This window comes from Photobacterium pectinilyticum, assembly GCF_024357955.1.
Lineage (GTDB): Bacteria > Pseudomonadota > Gammaproteobacteria > Enterobacterales > Vibrionaceae > Photobacterium > Photobacterium pectinilyticum.
Genome location: NZ_JANEYT010000003.1, coordinates 111,219 through 130,053, shown reverse-complemented (window position 1 = coordinate 130,053; position 18,835 = coordinate 111,219). Strand labels below are relative to the sequence as shown.

The following is an 18,835-nucleotide window of genomic DNA, read 5'->3' as shown; positions in this document are numbered from 1 at the left end:
GATGGCTTGCAAGCTAAACGCTTGTATCGATAGCTGTTAATCAATGATTTTCCAGCCGTGCAGATCTGCCATGTGGGTTAGCGCGGCCATGTCTTTTCTTTCTTCTTGAACCATCCAATCGATAAATCGAGTGACAGTGTCACCTTTGCTAACGGTTTGATAATAATATTGCCAAGTACTATTGGTAACAATGGTTGCTAAGTTCGGTAGTTTTAAATAGCCTTGCTGAATCTCGTGTACGACTAGCATTAGATCGGTAATGGTTACACCTTGGCCTGCAAAGCACGATGTTAACGCCATATCTAATGTGTTGAACGTTAATCCATCTTTATTGACTTGCTCTGACCGGTTGTTGCGGGCGAGCCACTCGCGCCAGTCACATTGGTCAGGTGTTGGGTGTAATCGCGGGTAGTTGGTGATGAGCTCATCGACAGAGATTGGCCGCTCTGTTTTTGTTAATAACTCTGAATATACGGGGGCGAGGTATTCTTTTCTGAAGAAAGTGAGCATATTGCTACTTTTGGTCACCTCAGGGACGTTATATATCGCAATATCACAGTCATCCTCCTCTAATTGCAGCAATTCATTGCTGTGTCCCATACTTGAAGACAAGATAATATTGACATCAGGGTTGAGTGATTTAAAGGAATGCAAACGTGGGATAAGCCAACGGACCGCAAAGCTCATTGCAACCTGTACTCTCAAGGTGCCGGTTTCTTTGGCTTTCAACTGTCGGATGGTTTGGTTCAATTCGCTGTATTGTCGAGTGAGTAATAACGCGACTTCCTTTCCTTGTTGTGAGAGTTCGAGCGAACGGTGATGACGAATAAACAAACTAAACCCAAGTTGTTCTTCTAACTGCCTGATTTGGCGGCTGACAGCACTTTGTGTCACATTGAGTTCGTCAGCTGCCAAAGTAAAGCTTAAGTGACGAGCTGCCGCTTCGAAAACCCGTAACCCGTTTAAAGATGGCGGCAGTAGGCTATGTCTTTTTTTCATCGACTATCCTTTTAACGTAAATGGAAACGGTTGAATTGTGTTCGCATGAGTTTTATGAATGCAAAGGTACTATAAATGTCGTTTGAAACACAAACCTGAAGATCTTAAAGTCTCTAATTCAGTAGTTTGATGCCTATCACACATTGTTAAGCCTCTTTTTCATCACTACTGATATTCCTCTCTGTGTTGCAATGCTTAGTGTTTGTGGTGAAAAATGAAAAAACTGATCAGCTTAGCTATCCCGCTAATTATCTCTCAGCTGGTTGCGCAATTGTTGGTGTTTACTGATGTTTGGATGATGGCGCAGATGAGCATTCTTGCTATTGCTGGTGGTGGCCTTGGTGCTGCTGTGTATTCGATCATCTTTACTGTTGCAGGTAGCACCGTAGGTTGTGTGGCGAATTTGATTGCTATCGCTTATGGCAAAAGACTGAAAGACACAGACAAAGGAGATGCCGAAGTTAGCATTTCACTCAAGAGTGGACTGTTGCTTTCCGTTATCCTGACACTGACCCTGTTACCACTATTCTTCTTGATGGATGGCTTGCTGCTTAAAGCAAACCAAGATCCAGAGGCTATTGTCCTAGCCGTCGATTACCTCGATGCACTTAAGTGGGCGATGTTACCTACTTTGATTTTGTTGGTGTTACGAAGCCTTGTTAGTGCATTTGGCGATACTCGTTCAGTCATGGTGATGTCAATCGTAACTGTCATCTTAAATGTTCCACTCAGTTATTTGATTGCATTTCATTGGCAGATGGGATTAGCAGGTTTAGGTTATGGCACTGCGTTAGCCGCCTTCATCGTCATGCTTGGTTATGGGTACTGGGTCTTCACCCGCAATAAGTACCGTCAATATAACCCGTTAACCCATTGGCATGAGTATCGTTTGGGGATCCTCGTACCTTTGCTGGCAATTGGGGTACCCATTATGATTGCGACCCTGATGGAGCATGCGCTCTTTTCTACAGCGGTATTATTGGCGGGTACCTTGGGTGCGGTGTCGTTAGCTATTCATCAAATTGCGATGCAGTGTTTGAACCTGTCTTGGAATGTGGCATTTGGCCTGTCGCAGGCGGCTTCTATATTGGTGAGTCAGCATGTTGGCCAGCAAGAGCCTGAGATAGTTAAGTATTATGCTAAACAAGGTTTAATACTCGTGACTATAACCAGTACATTACTTGGGATCTTATTGATTGCAAATCCCGAGTTTCTTACCGTCGTCTTTAACGTGGAAGGCGATACTCTAGCTGGAGAATTGGTTGCCGCTCTGCCTGGCGTGATGATCATGGTCGCTGCCTGCTTTGTTGTTGATGCTTGGCAATTGGCAGCAATCAGCATCTTGCGTGGAATGAAAGTGGTTAAAACGCCAACGGTAACCACGGTGATTGGATATTGGCTTATTGGCCTTCCGGCAGCCTGGCTATTAATGCACAAGTTCGGTTTGGAAGGCGTGTGGGGCGGAATAGCCGTTGGGTTAGCTGCGACAGGGCTAATGCTGTTGTTCATCTTGCTGCGTGAGCTACGAAAGCTGGAGGGACAATATGAAGGCAATTATATCGAGCAAGAGTCAACGGTGATGTCATCCTAAGCGTTATATCCCTAATGTGCCCATAGATAATTCGTACGGAAGTCTTCCGTACGAATTGCCGTTCTGACGATGACAGGTTATACTTTTCTTGTACGGAACACTTCCGTATAGAAGGAGGTTCATATGGCAACAGCGCGCTTAGACTTGCGTTTAGATGAAGAAATTAAAGCTAAAGCCGAGAAAGCCTCAGCATTATTGGGGCTGAAAAGTTTAACTGAATATGTGGTTCGTCTAATGGATGAGGATGCGACCCAAGTAATCGCAAATCATGAAAGTATCACCCTTGATAATGATGCATTTGACCGATTTGTCGAAGCATGTGATAAGGCGAAGTCACCGAATAAAGCATTGCTCGATGCAATTAATTTTGCTGATGAAAAGGGCTTTAAGTAAGTGAGTTGGTCCAAAGAATTTATCGAGCTTGATAAAAAATCACATGATCGTGCCTCGTTTGATTGTGGAGAGCCGGAGCTCAACATATTTATACAGACCCAAGCGGCGAAGCACATGCAGGCAGGTATTAGCCGAACAATGGTACTACCTGCCTTACTTCCGCTTCCAAACCAAAAATTACCGATTTGTGCTTTCTACAGCATTGCGCCAAGCTCAATTTGTCGCGATACATTACCTGCAGTAATGGCAAAAAAGCTCCCAAAATATCCTATCCCCGTATTTCTGTTAGCCCAGTTAGCCGTTCATCATGAATATCATGGTCACGGTTTGGGGAAGGTGAGTCTCGTTAGAGCGTTAAAGTACTTATGGCAAGTTAATGCGCATATGAGAGCTTACGCCATAGTGGTGGATTGTTTGAGCCCAGACGCAGAATCTTTCTATACCAAATACGGTTTTGAAGTATTGTGTGAGCACAATGGTAGGGTCAGGATGTTTATCCCGATGAAAACCGTTGGTCAGCTGTTTGATTGAAGCTAGTCTGCTCGACGTTGAATAAGCGTAAAAAAGCCGGAGTGATTGCTCCGGCTTGATCTAATCAACGTAAACGGAATACGTCAGTTTGTTTGTCGTTTTGTACTTCGGCAAAGCTTCGGATGAACGGACCTTGTTGGCGGACTTCTTCTGGAAGGCGGTCTATTAAGGACTTGGCTTCTTCTTTTGTTTCGAAATCCCCATAAATCACCGCATACCAGCGACCACTTTGACTTTTCTTCCAGTTAACCCAAATAGGTTGCTGGCCTTGGATATGGTTAATGTAGTTTCTAACATCAGCTTGACGCTCTTCAGTCAGAGCAAGCACCTGGATTGTGAAGCGCTCAGGGTTGAGGTGGCCATAGGCTTCTTCAGTGGTCATCTGGCCAATACATTGGCTATCAGTGTGTGTATTTTCAGTGGTAGAACAGCCGGCCAGCAGAAGTACGACTAGCATTGCAAAAATCTTTTGCATCGAAAAAACTCCTTGGTGAATAACCTTTATATCCAGCATCTTGGATATATCTTTTAATTTTTATTAACGACAATTTTATCAACATTGATGAGTGTTTGTTTGACATTACTCGATGTGTAGAGTGTGTTTGCCGAAGAACGCAGCAATAGTTGATTAAAAAACCACCGTCCAACCAATAGGGGCCCGCGCATTCTTGCTATGCGTTTGACGTTGTATAGAAAACAGCTCGTTTGATGATTCTATTTTCAGTTACCTCTAAAGTTGAAACTAAGGTGTGACTATTCTAACTATATTTCATTATACTGTATATATGCACAGTATCTTTGGGAGCGATGGAGATGGAGCTATTTCCTTACTTTATTGAAGGTGTTAAATGCGGTTTTCCGTCACCTGCTGATGGTCATCAAGAAGAACTTGATTTAGAAAGTTATTTGATTCGAAACCCCAATGCGACTTTTTTTCTAAAGGCATCGGGTGACTCAATGATGGGCGCTGGGATTTACGATGGTGATCTATTGGTCGTCGACCGGGCTGAGCCCGTATCTCCTGGGCGAATTGTGATTGCCCGTATTTATGATGAATTTACTTGTAAGCGGTTGATGCGCCATGAGCAAGCATGGTGGCTAGTGGCAGAAAATCCCAGCTTTCAGCCATTCCCGATGCCTGAAGATTCAGAAATCTTTGGGGTGGTGACACGCAATGTTCACAACCTACTGGAGTAAGCCATGGCGGCATTAGATGGGTATCGTGGTCAGGTTTGGGCGCTTGTTGATGTTAAAAGCTTTTATTGTGCCTGTGAGCAAATCTTTGACCCTAAATTAGTTAATAAACCTCTTGTTGTCCTTTCGAATAACGATGGTTGCTGTGTCGCTCTTTCACCACAGGCCAAAGCGTTAGGTATCAAGCGAGGTGCGCCTTGGTTCAAAATTGAACGGGAGGCACGAAAGATGGGGGTTGAGGTCCGGAGCTCCAACTATACCCTCTACGCTGATATGAGCCGTCGCTTTATCGAAGAATTGCATCGCTTTTCCCCCCATGTAGAGCAGTATTCCATTGACGAAGCCTTTATACGATTAGATGGTTTTAAATTGGATGGTCTGACACAAATGGGAAAAGACATTCGAGATACCGTCTACACCCACTTGGGGTTACCTGTCAGGGTCGGGATAGGGGCTAGCCCGACGTTGGCCAAGCTGGGTAACCATGCTGCAAAGCAATTCGAACAGCGGGTCGAAGGTGTTATTCAAATTGACAATGAAGAACGGCGTCGTTGGCTGTTAGAGCGTTGCTCGGTGCAAGATATATGGGGAGTCGGGGCAAAAACGGCGACACGTTTACACACCAGCGGTATTGCTAACGCCCTTGCACTATCAGAGCAAAACCCAGCGGATATGCGCCGATTGTGGAATGTTGGGCTAGCCAGAACCGTACTTGAGCTTCAAGGGGTCGCGTGCATAGAGCCTGGGGATATAGATGAAAAGCGCAAGCAGATATTATCCAGCCGTAGCTTCGGCACCGATTTGACGGATTTAGGTGATTTGAACGCTGCGCTTGCTTTTCATTGTCAGCGTGCCGGAGAAAAACTTCGCCGTCAGCACAGTCAAGCCAGTGTTGTCAGTGTGTTTCTTCGGACAAACCGCTATAAAGACTTACCACAGCATAATATCAGTTGTGCGAAAGAGCTTATGTGCCCTAGCCAAGATAGCTATCGATTCCTTGATACGGCCATAGCGCTGTTGAAGTCCGCTTATCGCCCGGGTTATGCCTATCAGAAGATAGGGGTGATCTTAGAGGGGGTGACCGATGCCAATAATGATCAGTTTCAATTTGATATGTTCGACAGTAGTGTATTGGAAGAGGTGAAACGGCGAGACTTAATGGCCATTACCGATCAAATGAACGCCAGATTTAAAAATGGCGTTAAGCCGGCTTCAGTGATTGGTTCAACCAACTGGCATATGCGTCAAGCATTTCGTTCCAATCGCTGGACAACACGGCTGGATGAGTTGCAGGTGGCAAAGTGTTGAAGGGAACGTACCCGTTCGGCTAGATATATAACAAAACCGAATGTCATAGAGTGAAAGCGAATTTCTGAATTTAGACAATTAGTTAATAATTACCTGTATCTACTTAGGTTGTTAAAGATAGAGGTTATGAATGTTTGTTTGGATAGGGATTGTGAGTTGCATTCTGATCGCCTCATCGTTTACCTCGGGGCTGATGAGTGCTGTATTAGACTTCGCCGCATTCATCATCATTTTGTGCCTTGGAGTTAGGCGGATAAATCAAAATAGTCGACGAAATAACCTAAAAGAGAGAGACATGAAGGGCGTAAAGAAAAGTGCTGAATTTCATGAGGAATTGAAGCATATTAACAATAAGTCTAACCGAATAGACATTACACCGTAACGAAAGCTAATAAAACCGGTAAACCACAATGGTATTAACCGGCTTCTTAGGAGTAGGCCTTTCTTGTCAGTATTCGTCGGTAATGGTTTAGCTAAAAAATTGGATGTATGCAAAGGAACTGCTGCCGATACATACCCAAAGCAACACACCCAACAATAGTGGTTGGATACCCGCAGCGCGCAGTTTTTGGATCGTGATGCCAGAACCAATCAAAAATAGGCATACCACTAAGAGACGTTTAGATAATGAAAATACTGCACTATAAAAAGGCTGGAAGTTAGGTAGCAAATAAGCCACAACAATCGCTATACAGTAAAATAGAATAAAAAATGGTACCCCAACCTTTTTACTGTTGCCCTTAAACATCAAGGCACTGAGAAACGCGATTGGAATAATCCACAGTGCGCGGGCAAGCTTCAATGTTGTGGCTGTTTTTAATGCTTCATCGCCATATGCACCAGCTGCACCCACAACCGATGAAGTATCATGAATTGCAATTGCGGCCCAAGTACCAAACGCATGTTGACTCATCTCAAAGAAATGACCGATCACCGGAAAGATAAACAATGCAATAGCATTGAGGACAAATACGGTTGCCAGTGCCAATGACGTTTGATCATCTTTCGCGTTAATGGCCGGTGCAACAGCCGCAATCGCGCTTCCTCCACAAATCGCAGTACCCGATGCAATCAGATGGCCAGTCTTCTGTTCAATGCGTAGCAATTTAGTGAATACGTAACCCAGTACCAGCGTAAAGAAGATAGATGCCACGATAAGCCCAAAACCTTGTTTACTGGCTTCGATAGCTTGATCTAGCTGAATACCAAAACCTAAACCAATAATGGAGTACGAAAGCAGCTTCTTGGTTAAGGCAGCTAAATTGAACTGGGTAGGGACAACTCCGAAAGTAGCGAGGGTGAAGCCAAGAACCAAGGCGATAGGCGAGCTAACAACCGGTAGTAGGCATAGCAGCGCTGCTGTGATGAAAATACCGTATTTTGGCGTCAGTTTGCTGAAATTTGGTTGAACTGTAGACATTGTTATTACATATGAACAAAACGTGGCAGGAGTATATGTCTAAAGTGGTATAAGGAAGATTATAATCTTTTTATGCCGGGGTTAAGAAATGCTTAACCAATAGCTTAGTGGTATCGAGTAGACAGAATAAAGGGCAGGAAATATATCGACTCTGGGCTGCTATTTTTTGATCCACTGACCTGAAGAGTCTTGGTAGTAGTTGCCTGAAGAGGTTTTTTCTATCGCTTTTTTGTGAGCAATATGACCAACTTCTTTAACCGTTAAGCCGTGGGAGACCGAAATTCTTTTGAAGGTATTTGTTCGCCGCTTATTAACCTCGGCAACTAAACTTCTGACTTCTTGGGACGGGCGGGCGGTAATAGGAGCAATCAGCCCAGTGTTTGCCTCACCAACCAGACCTTGATCCTTAGCCTGCTGAAGGTTGAGAGCAAATGCACTAAACGCGATAAAGAACGATAGAAGGAAGAGCAGTACTCGTGTCATGGCATACTCCCTGCTGCCTTAAAAAACATCGTCATCATTAAACAACTCATCGATTTCCTTATCAACTTTAATTCGAATCTCGTGCTCTATTTTGACATTCAAATTAACTTCTATCGGCTTTTCTGAAGCGGTAACTTGTACCGTCGGAGTGCAACCTGATAGTGCCGTCAGAGACATTACCGAAAATAGGGTGATAAAAAATGGTATATAAAACAGCTTAAGTTGGATATCCATTGGTTACAACCTTCTGTGGACTTCATACCTAACGTACTGCTTTGTAGCAGCATAGAATCGATAGGCTCGTCCAGCCATGTGATTTGTTAAATTCAAGCGCAAAAAGCTACTTATCCACACCAATCTGCTTTAAGAACATATTTTCCAGCTTCGTTGAATTAATCATATTCAGTGTTTTTATCAAAGCTGGAATGTTTTCTTCTAAACTAAGGTTCAGATTTATTGGGCGTTCGGATAAAACATCAGGGTTTCTCCCTTTAAAATGTGATCTGGCACTCAATTGACCTTCTTTAGAATAGTCTAGATTAACAATCAGTGAGTGGTAGTTATAATTTTTGAGAATTTTACTAACCACGAGCAAGCTACTCTCACTGGCTGCCTCGACATTCTGATCAATGGCTGATCCTTCTTTGTATTTTAGGAGCCCACCCGGGTAACGAGCATGGAGTTTCCCCGCCTGAATAACAGGGGCTTGATCTTCAACGCCAAAAGGCAATATGCCATCTATAACCCCTGTCATCTCAATATCTTTTGCTTCGATGGCCTCAATGAGTTTGGGCAACTTCAATCCATGTACACGAATAGGAACCGGAGGGATATCGGACAAGGAGCGACTGGTTACATTGTGCAGGCTGATGTCTCCTCCTAAGACGTAAGCTTTAGCTCTATGCAGCTTGTAAAACGGTTGCTGGGTATCGAACTCAAGCAAGGCATACAGGTTTTCAAGTAATATCCCGGTATGTAAATAACTGACATGTAAGCTGATAGGCTGACGCGAGCGTATTCCTTGATTGGACATATCGATAGCAAATGATACGTTGAGATCAGCATAATGAATATTATGGATATAGCCGCTTAAGTTTCTTGTATATAACCCAAGTTGGCCTGACCATTGATTGCCTTTTACTGTGATTTTCGCGTCAAAGCCTATTGAACCCGCAGTGATGTCATGATCTATGGGCAGCTTAGGGAGATAATATTTCTTGAGAGATTTTTTGCTAGAAAAAGGAATATCATTGCGGTGTAACTTAATATTTGCTTGCTTAAGAGGCAGTAAGTAATCGATGGTGTAGACAAACAATGTCGTATGGCGCTTGTTTAAAATACTGCCTTTGAACCTGGACCGGCTTGGGGTGATATCAAGTACACCTTCTGTCATTAACCCGGGTAGGCGCTGGTTATTTTGATTCAAGGATAACTGGATTTGATAACCGGCGTTAACATCGAATAGGATGGGGTGCTTTGGCGGCAATTCTATATTGAATGCTAAGTTGGACAAAACGGATGTAAGCTGTCCGTTATAGCGCTGTACCGGTAATTGGCTACTATTTTTAGTCTGGCGGATTGCAGCTATTTTAGCGTCAGATGTTTCTTCTGGAATGATCAGTTTTAGTGCGTCAAGGTTATTGGCTTTTATGGTAATAGGGTGCTTGTCATCGGTCGAAATGGATAACCTGGTAATATTGTCCTGCCTGAATTCCTGGGCAATATTTATTTGTTTAGCTTCAATGGTGACCTTATCAGCATCAGCTTCAATCCACTCACCAGTATGTTGAAAGACTATTCTATCGATGTTGAGCTGAGTATCGACTAGCGTCAATTCAACATGATCGTCTGTCCATTCGCCTACCACGGTTGATGTGATTTGGCTATTTGTCATAGCGAGCTCTGGTACTGGAAATAATTGCGGAATAAGTGCATTGATGACACTTTTCGCATGACATTGTAATGTACTATCGTTTCTGAGAAAGGGCACCAGGCACTGAAGCTTCGAGAAAGTTAACTGCATGTCATAACCTAGCCTGTGGTTGTAAAATCGAAGCTCTTCGCTGTTTTTATCTAACCCCACATCAATATTGCCATTTCGGTAATTAGTGTTAAAAGTCAGTACGCCATCTGTGTTGAGCTCTAGCAATGCAAGGGAAGGGATGGTCTCACTTGAATGATCAGAGCTCAGTGCGGCGTGTTGGAAGGCAAAACGGTTGAGTTCCACACTGACCATTTCCGGCAAGGCGACTTCGATGGCGTAGCTGGCATGTTCGACATCGTGGAAATGAAAGGGATCATTAGCTGCAGAATTAGACGGTGCGTTGTCCTTGAATGATAAGGATGTCTGTTTGGCTGTGATAATAATCGGTTTGGTGAGTTCTGCATTCGGGATATCGTATAACTTGAGCCGATCGGTGAGATCGCGTGTTCGTTTAAATTTAGCCTCGCAGCGGAACTCTTTGGGTAAAGGGCTAATGAAACTTACATCGGCTTTGCAATCAAGTTTATTACCTTTTGGGCCAATAGCCGTACCTTTAAAGTCTGCATCCTCAAGAGAGCGGTGCTTGATCAGAACATTGATGTCGTAGGGCTCGTCAGGGCCGAGTGCTTTACCTTGTAAATGCAGCTTTGCGTGTTTGTCTGGCCTGTTCTCCCTAACCCGTGGGGTATCCAGCACTAGCTTGGCATTCATGATCAAGTTGCCATACGTGAAATGATTCACTTTTAAATGCTTTATAGGCAGCAGGGCTAGATTGGCTATCGCATGGCCAAGGTGCAGGCCTTCATGAGTGTCATCAGGCTTTTCTAAAAACTCTGGTAACTCTATCGGTTGGGCAAAGCGTAATTCTTCTGCCAGCAATCGCATGCTGGAAGTTGGTTGGTTAAGATCAACGGTCAGGGCAATGTCATTACCTTGCTGCTGAAAATCATCAAGTAACGTTTGCCATTGCGGAGTTAGGTTGTCTATATGCACGGCTAACGGTGTTTTGTCTTGTTGCCAGCTGAGCGAAAAGTGTCCTTTGTTGAACGCCATGGGGTAGGTATTTTGCCCGATATCCTGTGGTAGAAAGATGTTTAGTTCAGCGGCATCAATAATACCGGTTAAGGTAATAAAGGGATCGGTGGTCAGAACAAGCTGTAAGTCATTAACCTGTTGTGGGATCTGCGTGCCTACAGTGTTTTCTACTGTCACTGAAGCCTGCTCGCTATGTGCGCTAAAAACATATGGAGCTGATAAATCTGTTAAGTTAAATGTTATATCGTTGAATGTAATGTCATTAATGGAGACCCCATGGGGTTTAATCGCATTCTGTATACTCGGGGCCAAACGAACTACGGTATGAGGTGACAGTAGCCGCCATGATGAGGTAGAGATGGCACTTTGATCATTTGAAAAGTGCTCTAGAGACAATTGCCTGATAGTGATAGCTGTTTTGTTGACTGAAATTGATAGTTCGTCAATTTGAATACGTTTGCCGATATGAATACCTGAGATAGCATTGATTTCAACGCCCTTTGACGCTAACCAAGGGGGGATGAACACAGCGAGTAAAACAATGGAGAAGACGGCCAAGATCATGGCATAGATAAATACCCGCACATACCGGTAGCGGCTTGATTTTGATGGCGAACGATGGTTATTTTTGTCTACAGCGTCATTCATATAGCAATTGAAATTCTAACTAACAAAAGTGTTTTATGACTTTTATAAGCATAAACGCTGTGCTGGGAACTGTGATAAATATTGTATAAATCAAACACTTCTAGCTTAATAATTTTGAGGTTTATTCTACTGCGTTTAAGCTTTTCGTTCTGCTTAGGATAAAATTTTGTCATTTCTTGAAGTTACTGAATTCCTATGATTTTTTTATTGTTTTTTTGTAAGGGTTTGCCTGATAACAAGAAAGTTTCAGGGTATGGTTTTGATGTATAAATCTACTTTATTCTGATTAGTTGGTGTAATCATCTTATAGCTTGTTTGGGACAGGTTGATTGTTTGTGACAAAACTGAGACAAAGTGAGGTCAAATATAAGAAAATCATCAGGATGTGATTATGTCAGAAACCTCTCCAATACAGTCGTCTACCGCCGGGCCAACCTCATTGAGCAAATTGATTCGCTTACTAGGTCCTGGTGTGATGATGGCAACAGCCGCTGTTGGTGGCTCGCACTTAGTCGCGTCAACCCAGGCGGGGGCAATATATGGTTGGCAGCTTGCTGCTTTGATTTTGCTGGTAAACCTTTTGAAATATCCTTTTTTTAGAGCTGGCGTTCAATACACAATGGGAACAGGGAATAGCCTAGTACAGGGTTATGATGGTATGGGGAGAGGGTACTTATGGGTCTTTACCGGATTAAGTCTGATCTCTGGCGTAGTTAACACGGCCGCATTATTGCTTTTCAGCGCAAGCTTGCTGGGATACTTTTTACCGTTCAGCCTGTCACTACCAGTCCTATCTGGCATTGTCGTTACTTCTTGCTTGGCGATATTGATAGCTGGCCACTATAAGGCGCTAGATAGCTTATCTAAGATCATTATGACGGTGCTGGTTATTGCGACATTATCGGCTGTTGTCATTGCTGCAGGTAAAGGCAGTGTGGCTCCTGCTGATTTCGAAGCACCGTCAGCTTGGTCTATCGCTTCTATTGGCTTCATTGTGGTGATGATGGGGTGGATGCCTGCACCGATTGAAATTTCGTGTCTAACGTCATTGTGGCTTAAGAGCCAGTGTAAAGAGCAGCAAGTCACGCCACAGTCAGCGTTGTTTGACTTCAATGTCGGCTATATTGGTACGGCGGTTCTTGCGATTGTTTTCCTATCTCTTGGCGCACTGGTGTTGCATGGTAATGGGACAGAATTGAAAACATCGGGTATTGGCTTTTCACATCAATTAGTCAGTATGTATGCGTCAACGATTGGAGAATGGTCGCGCTACCTTATTGCTGTTGTGGCTTTCTTTGCCATATTTGGTAGTACTATTACCGTGATTGACGGCTATGCTCGTTCGTTGGCTGAAGCCCAGTCATTATTGCAGTCAAAGCCTGTTGGCCAACGTGCTTTTCATCATGGTTGGATGTTGTTTATGGCTGTATCTGCAATGGGGATCATTCTGTTCTTTAGTTCAGCATTAATGCCAATGCTTGATTTTGCGATGGTAATGGCCTTTATGACGACCCCGATCTTTGCCTTGCTTAACTATCAATTAGTTTCAAAAGCCGACTTACCGCTGGCGTTGCAATGGTCAAAGAAAATGAAGTTGCTTTCGTGGGTAGGGTTAACGTATCTGTTTGGCTTTTTGGCTGTGTTTATCTGGTGGAAGTGGTTAATGTAAAAAAGAGCCGGATACAGACAGGACGTAGGTATCCGGCAGATTCCATCATGGTGCAGGGCTGTTTATTCTGAGATAAGGATATACAGCCCTTAATTATTGTTATTAAAATTCAGATTAATGCTATCTGTTACATTGCAATAGTATTCAATTATCCAGCAAGAGTTGGCTCACTTAAGGCTTCATTATCTGCTTTCGAATGTATGGTTAAGCACTTTTTTTTAGGGACTGTTAACTCATTATTAATCTGCTTAATGCCTTCAATAAGTGAGTTATGTACAACGTCAGTTTGCCCTGCCTCGAGGGCATGTAGCGCTCGGAATAATGTTTTTTGTAGTTCTGTGACTTGTTTGTTGGCGTGGTCGAGTTCTATAGAGCCGAGAGAGATAAGATCGCTGACTTGTTTCGCTGAGCCCTGAGAAGAAACTGAAAGTTGGTGTGAGATTATTTGTGAAGAGCATAGTTTCAAATACGAAAGGGTTTGGCTTAGTGACTGTGAGGTTTTGTCCATCCGAGAACTCCTTTAGGTTCATTATGCCACAGGGCATAGGCGATAATGATGTCCGTTATTGATAAGTGTTTTAACAAGCAAATAGGTTGAGTAGTTGTTATGTTGCCTTTAAATACAATCTAAATCAGTGTAAAGAGAAAGAGTTTGGCTTAGATCAAGTTGAGCATAAACAAGGTGTTGAATCGGCACGATTTTAGTCGCTTTTATGACTAAGTTATCACAATGGTATGAAATTTTACGGGGTATATACAAAACATTTTGAATGATTATTCTGTAGCGTGAATAAGGCGTGTTATGAATTCGAACTCACGTCGCCATATGACAAGGAGAAAGGGTGAACAAGCTATTGTCTTTTGAGGCTTTGATGGTGCTAGATGCTATTGAGCGACGAGGTAGTTTTGCTGCAGCATCGGAAGAGCTTGGCAGGGCACCTTCATCTTTGAGTTATCAGGTTCAGAAACTTGAACAAGATTTAGACTTGGTGATTTTTGATCGCTCTGGCCATAAAGCTGTGTTTACCAAAGCGGGACACCTCCTGCTTGAAAGAGGCCGACTGTTATTGACGGCGGCAGATGAAATGATCGCTGATGCCAGCGCATTGGCTCATGGCTGGGAGCTTGATATTACGATTGCCTACGATGGCTTGGTTAAAGTGGACGCTTTGTTCCCGCTGGTGGAAGGACTTGCTCAGCAAAGTAAAACACGAGTTCGCTTTCAGGAAGAAATACTGGCGGGTTGTTGGGAAGCCTTAGCGCAAGATCGAGCTGATATTCTTATTGCTCCAGCGCCAACTGTCGCACCTCCCGAAGTGAAAATTCAAACATTAGGTACCTTGGACACGATTTGGGTAGCGCACCCCGATCATCCTATTCACAAGCATAAATACCCACTGGATCCGGTCATTCGCAAACAATATCGAGGCATAGCTGTTGCCGACACGGCACGCAATTTACCGCCTATTACTTATAACATTCTTGATGATCAGCCATTACTGACTGTGGGGTCGATGCACGACAAGTTAAAAGCGTTGAAAGCCGGGTTAGGCATTGCGACCATGTCTTATCGTTACGTAAAAGAAGCTATTGAAAGGGGGGAGTTGGTGGTTATTGGTGATGATCCCGTTAATGAGCTTGAGTTGGTGCTAGCTTGGAACCGTAGCCGAATGGGGAAAGCAAAATCTTGGTGTATCCAACATATAGCCTCGCTTTGGAAAAAGCAGGCTCGGAACTAACAACGTTAGTTATTCGAAATTATTTAATGGCGTATAAAGGTAAGCACAAAATCCTGTGACTAATATCATGCACCCTCAACTTAGGAGGATGTATGAAATTTGAAAATACAGCATTTGATGAAGAGTTTGATCGTAATGCATACCTGGAAAGCTTCTTAGCTGATCTTCAATCTGCTATTGAGGATGAAGATTGGGATGTTGCCATTGATTTTGCACAAAACCTGCTGGCTACGGCCATCGTTCTAAAAGAAGAAAAAGAAGAAGAGGTGGCAGCAGCATAGTCATGCTGCCACCTTTCCATCACTCGGTCTGTGATTACTGCTTGAGAGGCAGTAACATTTCAACAATACCGTCTTCCATTTGAATATCGATTTCAAACCCGACTTTTTGAGCAAGCATGATCATGCCTCTGTTTGAAGGCATGGTCATTCCGGTAATACGCTGAATCCTAGCTTCTCGGCAATAGCGAATGATCTTATTCATTAAAATGCTTCCTAGCCCGACGCCTTTAAGATCAGAACGAACAAGGATGGCAAACTCGGCTTCAATGTTTTCTGGATCTGACAGGGCACGCGTAACCCCAATAATAGTTTCTTCAACCAGGCCTTGGCTATTTGTTACCTCCTGAACCGCAACGAAGGCCATTTCACGGTCGTAGTCTATCTGGGTAAAGTTTGCTAGCGCTTCATGGTTGAATTCTCCTACGTCAGAGAAAAAGCGTTTATACAGATCTTCAATCGACACTTTGGCGATAAATTCGGCATGCTGAGGTTCATCCTCTGGCAGGATAGGACGAAGCAATATCTGTTCACCGTTCTTCAAGGCAACCTTTTCCTCAAGCTCTTTCGGATAAGGCCGAATAGCCAGGCGTTCTTGGCGGTTACCAATAAAATTGCGCAGAGTCATCGAGGCATCAATAACTGTCATTTCATTGCCTGCGGCAAGTAGCGGGTGGATATCGAATGATTCTATTTCTGGACAATCAATTATCAACTGAGACGTTTTGACCAACAGGCGGCATAGCGCTGGGATATCAATTTTCTCCGGCAAGTTACGCTGGGTAATTTTGCCTGTTTTGATCGCATTGATGACCATATATCGGGCTAGCGCCATATTTAATGGCGGGATGCCCACAGCGGCATTTTTGTGAATGTCCCAATCTTCCATATCTTCACCCAACAAGATGACAGGACCAAAGACATCATCGTTGTGCACGGATAACCTAAGCTCCTGAGCGCCGGCACGTTTTGCCATTCTCTGGACCAATAGACCGTCGATCCTTGCATGCGGATAATCCAATGACACACGATCAAGGATCGCTTGCGCGCCATTGGCAACTTCTTCCGCCGTTCGCAAATAAAGGAGAACGCCATGAATTTCTGATTTATGGGGAATATCAGGCGAGCGCAACTTCACGGCAACGGGGTAGCCTATTTGGTTAGCAATATGTGCGGCTTCTGCTGGATCGCCAGCAATCCAGGTTGGTAGGGTATTAAAGCCATAGGACTCTAACACTGGCCTAACATCGTGAGTTTCTAATTGAGAGACACCTTGTGCCAGAAGGTGGTTCACAACGTCATGTACGTGCTTTGGGTTGGCCTTGGTCTCACCAAATGATACGGGAGTTTCCATTAACTGTTTTTGGTTTCGTCGGTATTCGACTAAATGCATGAAAGCTGACACGGCACTTTCTGGGGTACGGTATGCGGGATAACCGGCTTCAGTGAAAATTTTACGAGAGGCAACGGCCTCATCTTCACCTGCCCAGTTGGTTAATATATTAAATTTTCGGGTACGAGGGTGGGCATTGAGCACTTCAACCAATCGGCGAGCTGTCTTGTTGCCTGTCGCAATAGCTGATGGAGAGTGCATGATTAACAGTGCATCAAAGTCATCACTATCAAGGAGAATTTTGACTGCTTCTTCGTAGCGACTAATATCGGCATCGCCAATGATATCTATTGGGTTTGCCTTTGGCCAACATGACGGCAATATAGCCGAGAGTTTGCTGGTGGTCTCTTCACTTAATTGAGCAAGTTTTCCGCCTCGATCGGCCAATGCATCAACCGCCATGATCGCCGGGCCACCACCATTAGTCAAAATAGCCAGCCTTTCTCCACGCAATGGGACTGAGTGGGCGAGTGTTTCAACGGCAGCGAACAGTTCATGGGTATTGTTTACTCTTAGCATACCGGAACGTCGAATCGCTGCGTCATAGACGGCATCCAGTCCGGCAGGAGAGCCGGTATGCAAGAAAGCTGCGGCACTGCCTGCGGGCGTTCTACCGCTTTTCACTACCAAAATCCGTCGGTTTCGCGCTGCGGCTCGAGCTGCCGACATAAACCGTCGTGCATCTTTTACTGAATCAATATAAAGCAATATCGCTTCGGTCTTACTATCCCGACATAAGTTATCCAATAACTCGGCGAAATTGATATCACAGGCATCGCCAAGGGAAAGGAAAGTCGAGAATCCGACATTTTTGCTTTTAGCCCAGTCCAATATAGTGGTGCATACTGCCGCTGATTGAGAAATGAAGGCGATGTTACCTTTGTTAGCGGCTATCGGGGAAAAGGATGCGTTAAGATTAATCCATGGCAGAATCAGCCCCATGCTATTGGGCCCGACCAAGCGCATATTGAACTGCCGAGCAACATCGAACATTCGCTGCTCTTCTGTTTGTCCACTTTCTACAATATTGGCCATCCCCGCAGCCAACACAATGGCGACTTTAACGCCTTTTTCACCTAACTGGCGAATAATGTCGACATTGCGATGAGCATTGGTACAAACGATGGCTAAATCTGGTATGCGAGGGAGGCTTTCAATCGTAGGGTAGGCGAGAACACCAGCAACGGCATCGTATTTGGGGGTGACTGGCATTATGGGGCCATGGAAAGAGCCTGATAAAAGGTTACGTATGACCACATTACCGGCTCGGTTTGGGTTGTCCGAGGCACCGATTACGGCAATTGACTTAGGTTTAAGTAGTTTGTCTAATCCGTCCATATCACCCTCATTCTCGCATTGATTTTCACTGAGTGTAACTAAAGCAACATCGAGTTTCTGACTAAAGTGTAGGAGCTGTGATCAATGCCTAATATCAATGAATTAGGTAAGGGAATGATGGTGGCAAGTCCATTGCCACCTGAATAGCCTGATGGAAAATGGTTTATATTTGGTACTTGGATTTATCGCCGATATCGTAATGCATTGGCATGCACCATTTAGAAAATGCGGCAACAGCCAGTAACATTGCGCCTGTCATACTGAACGCGATGCTGATTTGCAGTTGGCCGAAGACCAAACAAAACCAATACCCGGCTAAAGCCAAAGGGGTGAGCAATAAAGGCTTTAATTGAAAGCAAAAGTACTCTTTTATGGAAAGGGCACTAAAAGAGAATAAAGCCGCCCCAAGAGCCAATGGTTGCCAAAGGCCACTCAAAAGCCAAATAACAGAGAAAAGCGCGCTACCGAGGATTAACCAGCGGAAGCGTTTATCGTAAATATGTACCGTAGTCGTTGCAATAATTGCTGCAATGACAAGTGCCGTTGTACCAACATCAAGTTCCCAAGCGAGAATTGACATTATTCCTGCTGCGGCCGTAAGCGCAGAGCGATATAGGATCACTGTCAATTTATCCAGATTGTCCAAGTCGCTCTTAATGTGAGGATCGGCCATGTTGGACCTCCAATGAAACGAAAGAAAGAATGCAGAAGTATTTTACCTCTAATTCTTGTGATGAAGGGCCGAGAGTTTTTGATCTAACGTAAACTTAGGCTTGAATGGTGGAAATTCAGACGGCAGAATGTGACTAGATTTTTTGTTTGGCAGAGAAAT

Annotated in this window: 17 protein-coding genes; 8 read left to right on the top strand and 9 right to left on the bottom strand. The window is 44.1% G+C overall.

Annotation, left to right across the window (positions count from 1 at the left end; all coding sequences use genetic code 11):
- Positions 1-36: 36 nt before the first annotated feature.
- Positions 37-999, bottom strand: coding sequence for a LysR family transcriptional regulator (locus tag NHN17_RS02580; RefSeq protein ID WP_255040557.1), 963 nt, complete (start codon positions 997-999; stop codon positions 37-39).
- A gap of 214 nt (positions 1,000-1,213) precedes the next feature.
- Here NHN17_RS02580 and NHN17_RS02575 point away from each other — a divergent pair, with 214 nt between their 5' ends.
- The 3 genes from NHN17_RS02575 to NHN17_RS02565 all read left to right on the top strand — a co-directional run bounded on the left by NHN17_RS02575 (position 1,214) and on the right by NHN17_RS02565 (position 3,514).
- The gene (locus tag NHN17_RS02575) at positions 1,214-2,590 is read left to right on the top strand and encodes an MATE family efflux transporter (protein WP_255040556.1); all 1,377 of its coding nucleotides are present in this window, start codon (positions 1,214-1,216) and stop codon (positions 2,588-2,590) included.
- Positions 2,591-2,713: 123 nt separating this feature from the next.
- Positions 2,714-2,983, top strand: a complete 270-nt coding sequence (locus NHN17_RS02570; protein WP_255040555.1) for a type II toxin-antitoxin system TacA family antitoxin — start codon at positions 2,714-2,716, stop codon at positions 2,981-2,983.
- Positions 2,984-3,514, top strand: a complete 531-nt coding sequence (locus NHN17_RS02565; RefSeq protein ID WP_255040553.1) for a GNAT family N-acetyltransferase — start codon at positions 2,984-2,986, stop codon at positions 3,512-3,514.
- A 64-nt stretch (positions 3,515-3,578) separates the two neighbouring features.
- On the opposite strand, the gene NHN17_RS02560 is transcribed toward NHN17_RS02565, so the two are convergent.
- Positions 3,579-3,989 (bottom strand): SPOR domain-containing protein, encoded by a 411-nt coding sequence (locus tag NHN17_RS02560; protein WP_255040552.1) that lies wholly within the window; start codon positions 3,987-3,989, stop codon positions 3,579-3,581.
- A 338-nt stretch (positions 3,990-4,327) separates the two neighbouring features.
- Here NHN17_RS02560 and NHN17_RS02555 point away from each other — a divergent pair, with 338 nt between their 5' ends.
- Entirely contained in the window at positions 4,328-4,711 is a 384-nt protein-coding gene (locus NHN17_RS02555) for a LexA family protein (RefSeq protein WP_255040551.1), read from the top strand.
- Positions 4,712-4,714: 3 nt separating this feature from the next.
- Complete coding sequence (locus tag NHN17_RS02550; RefSeq protein WP_255040550.1) at positions 4,715-6,016, top strand: Y-family DNA polymerase; 1,302 nt, start codon at positions 4,715-4,717, stop codon at positions 6,014-6,016.
- Positions 6,017-6,485: 469 nt separating this feature from the next.
- Here the strand turns inward: NHN17_RS02550 and NHN17_RS02545 are convergent, their stop codons facing one another.
- The 4 genes from NHN17_RS02545 to NHN17_RS02530 all read right to left on the bottom strand — a co-directional run bounded on the left by NHN17_RS02545 (position 6,486) and on the right by NHN17_RS02530 (position 11,586).
- On the bottom strand, positions 6,486-7,436 hold the full coding sequence (locus NHN17_RS02545; protein WP_255040549.1) for a YeiH family protein: 951 nt from the start codon (positions 7,434-7,436) through the stop codon (positions 6,486-6,488).
- A gap of 159 nt (positions 7,437-7,595) precedes the next feature.
- Positions 7,596-7,919: a YdbL family probable chaperone protein gene (locus NHN17_RS02540; RefSeq protein ID WP_255040548.1), complete on the bottom strand. Its 324-nt coding sequence runs from the start codon at positions 7,917-7,919 to the stop codon at positions 7,596-7,598.
- A gap of 18 nt (positions 7,920-7,937) precedes the next feature.
- A complete protein-coding gene (locus tag NHN17_RS02535) occupies positions 7,938-8,153 on the bottom strand; it encodes a YnbE family lipoprotein (protein ID WP_373689531.1) in 216 nt (71 codons plus the stop codon).
- A gap of 106 nt (positions 8,154-8,259) precedes the next feature.
- Positions 8,260-11,586 carry an intermembrane phospholipid transport protein YdbH family protein gene (locus NHN17_RS02530; protein WP_255040547.1) on the bottom strand — a complete coding sequence of 1,109 codons (3,327 nt, stop codon included), beginning with the start codon at positions 11,584-11,586 and terminating at the stop codon, positions 8,260-8,262.
- A gap of 391 nt (positions 11,587-11,977) precedes the next feature.
- Between NHN17_RS02530 and NHN17_RS02525 the strand changes: the two genes are divergently transcribed.
- A complete protein-coding gene (locus NHN17_RS02525) occupies positions 11,978-13,255 on the top strand; it encodes an NRAMP family divalent metal transporter (protein WP_255040546.1) in 1,278 nt (425 codons plus the stop codon).
- Positions 13,256-13,403: 148 nt separating this feature from the next.
- On the opposite strand, the gene NHN17_RS02520 is transcribed toward NHN17_RS02525, so the two are convergent.
- The gene (locus NHN17_RS02520; RefSeq protein WP_255040545.1) at positions 13,404-13,763 is read right to left on the bottom strand and encodes a hypothetical protein; all 360 of its coding nucleotides are present in this window, start codon (positions 13,761-13,763) and stop codon (positions 13,404-13,406) included.
- Between the two features lie 334 nt (positions 13,764-14,097).
- Between NHN17_RS02520 and NHN17_RS02515 the strand changes: the two genes are divergently transcribed.
- Both NHN17_RS02515 and NHN17_RS02510 read left to right on the top strand, forming a co-directional pair.
- A complete protein-coding gene (locus NHN17_RS02515) occupies positions 14,098-14,994 on the top strand; it encodes a LysR family transcriptional regulator (RefSeq protein ID WP_274125081.1) in 897 nt (298 codons plus the stop codon).
- Between the two features lie 92 nt (positions 14,995-15,086).
- The gene (locus NHN17_RS02510) at positions 15,087-15,275 is read left to right on the top strand and encodes a hypothetical protein (protein ID WP_255040544.1); all 189 of its coding nucleotides are present in this window, start codon (positions 15,087-15,089) and stop codon (positions 15,273-15,275) included.
- Between the two features lie 34 nt (positions 15,276-15,309).
- On the opposite strand, the gene NHN17_RS02505 is transcribed toward NHN17_RS02510, so the two are convergent.
- Positions 15,310-18,003, bottom strand: coding sequence for a bifunctional acetate--CoA ligase family protein/GNAT family N-acetyltransferase (locus NHN17_RS02505; protein WP_255040543.1), 2,694 nt, complete (start codon positions 18,001-18,003; stop codon positions 15,310-15,312).
- A 163-nt stretch (positions 18,004-18,166) separates the two neighbouring features.
- A complete protein-coding gene (locus NHN17_RS02500) occupies positions 18,167-18,649 on the bottom strand; it encodes a DUF2301 domain-containing membrane protein (RefSeq protein WP_255040542.1) in 483 nt (160 codons plus the stop codon).
- Positions 18,650-18,835: the final 186 nt, after the last annotated feature.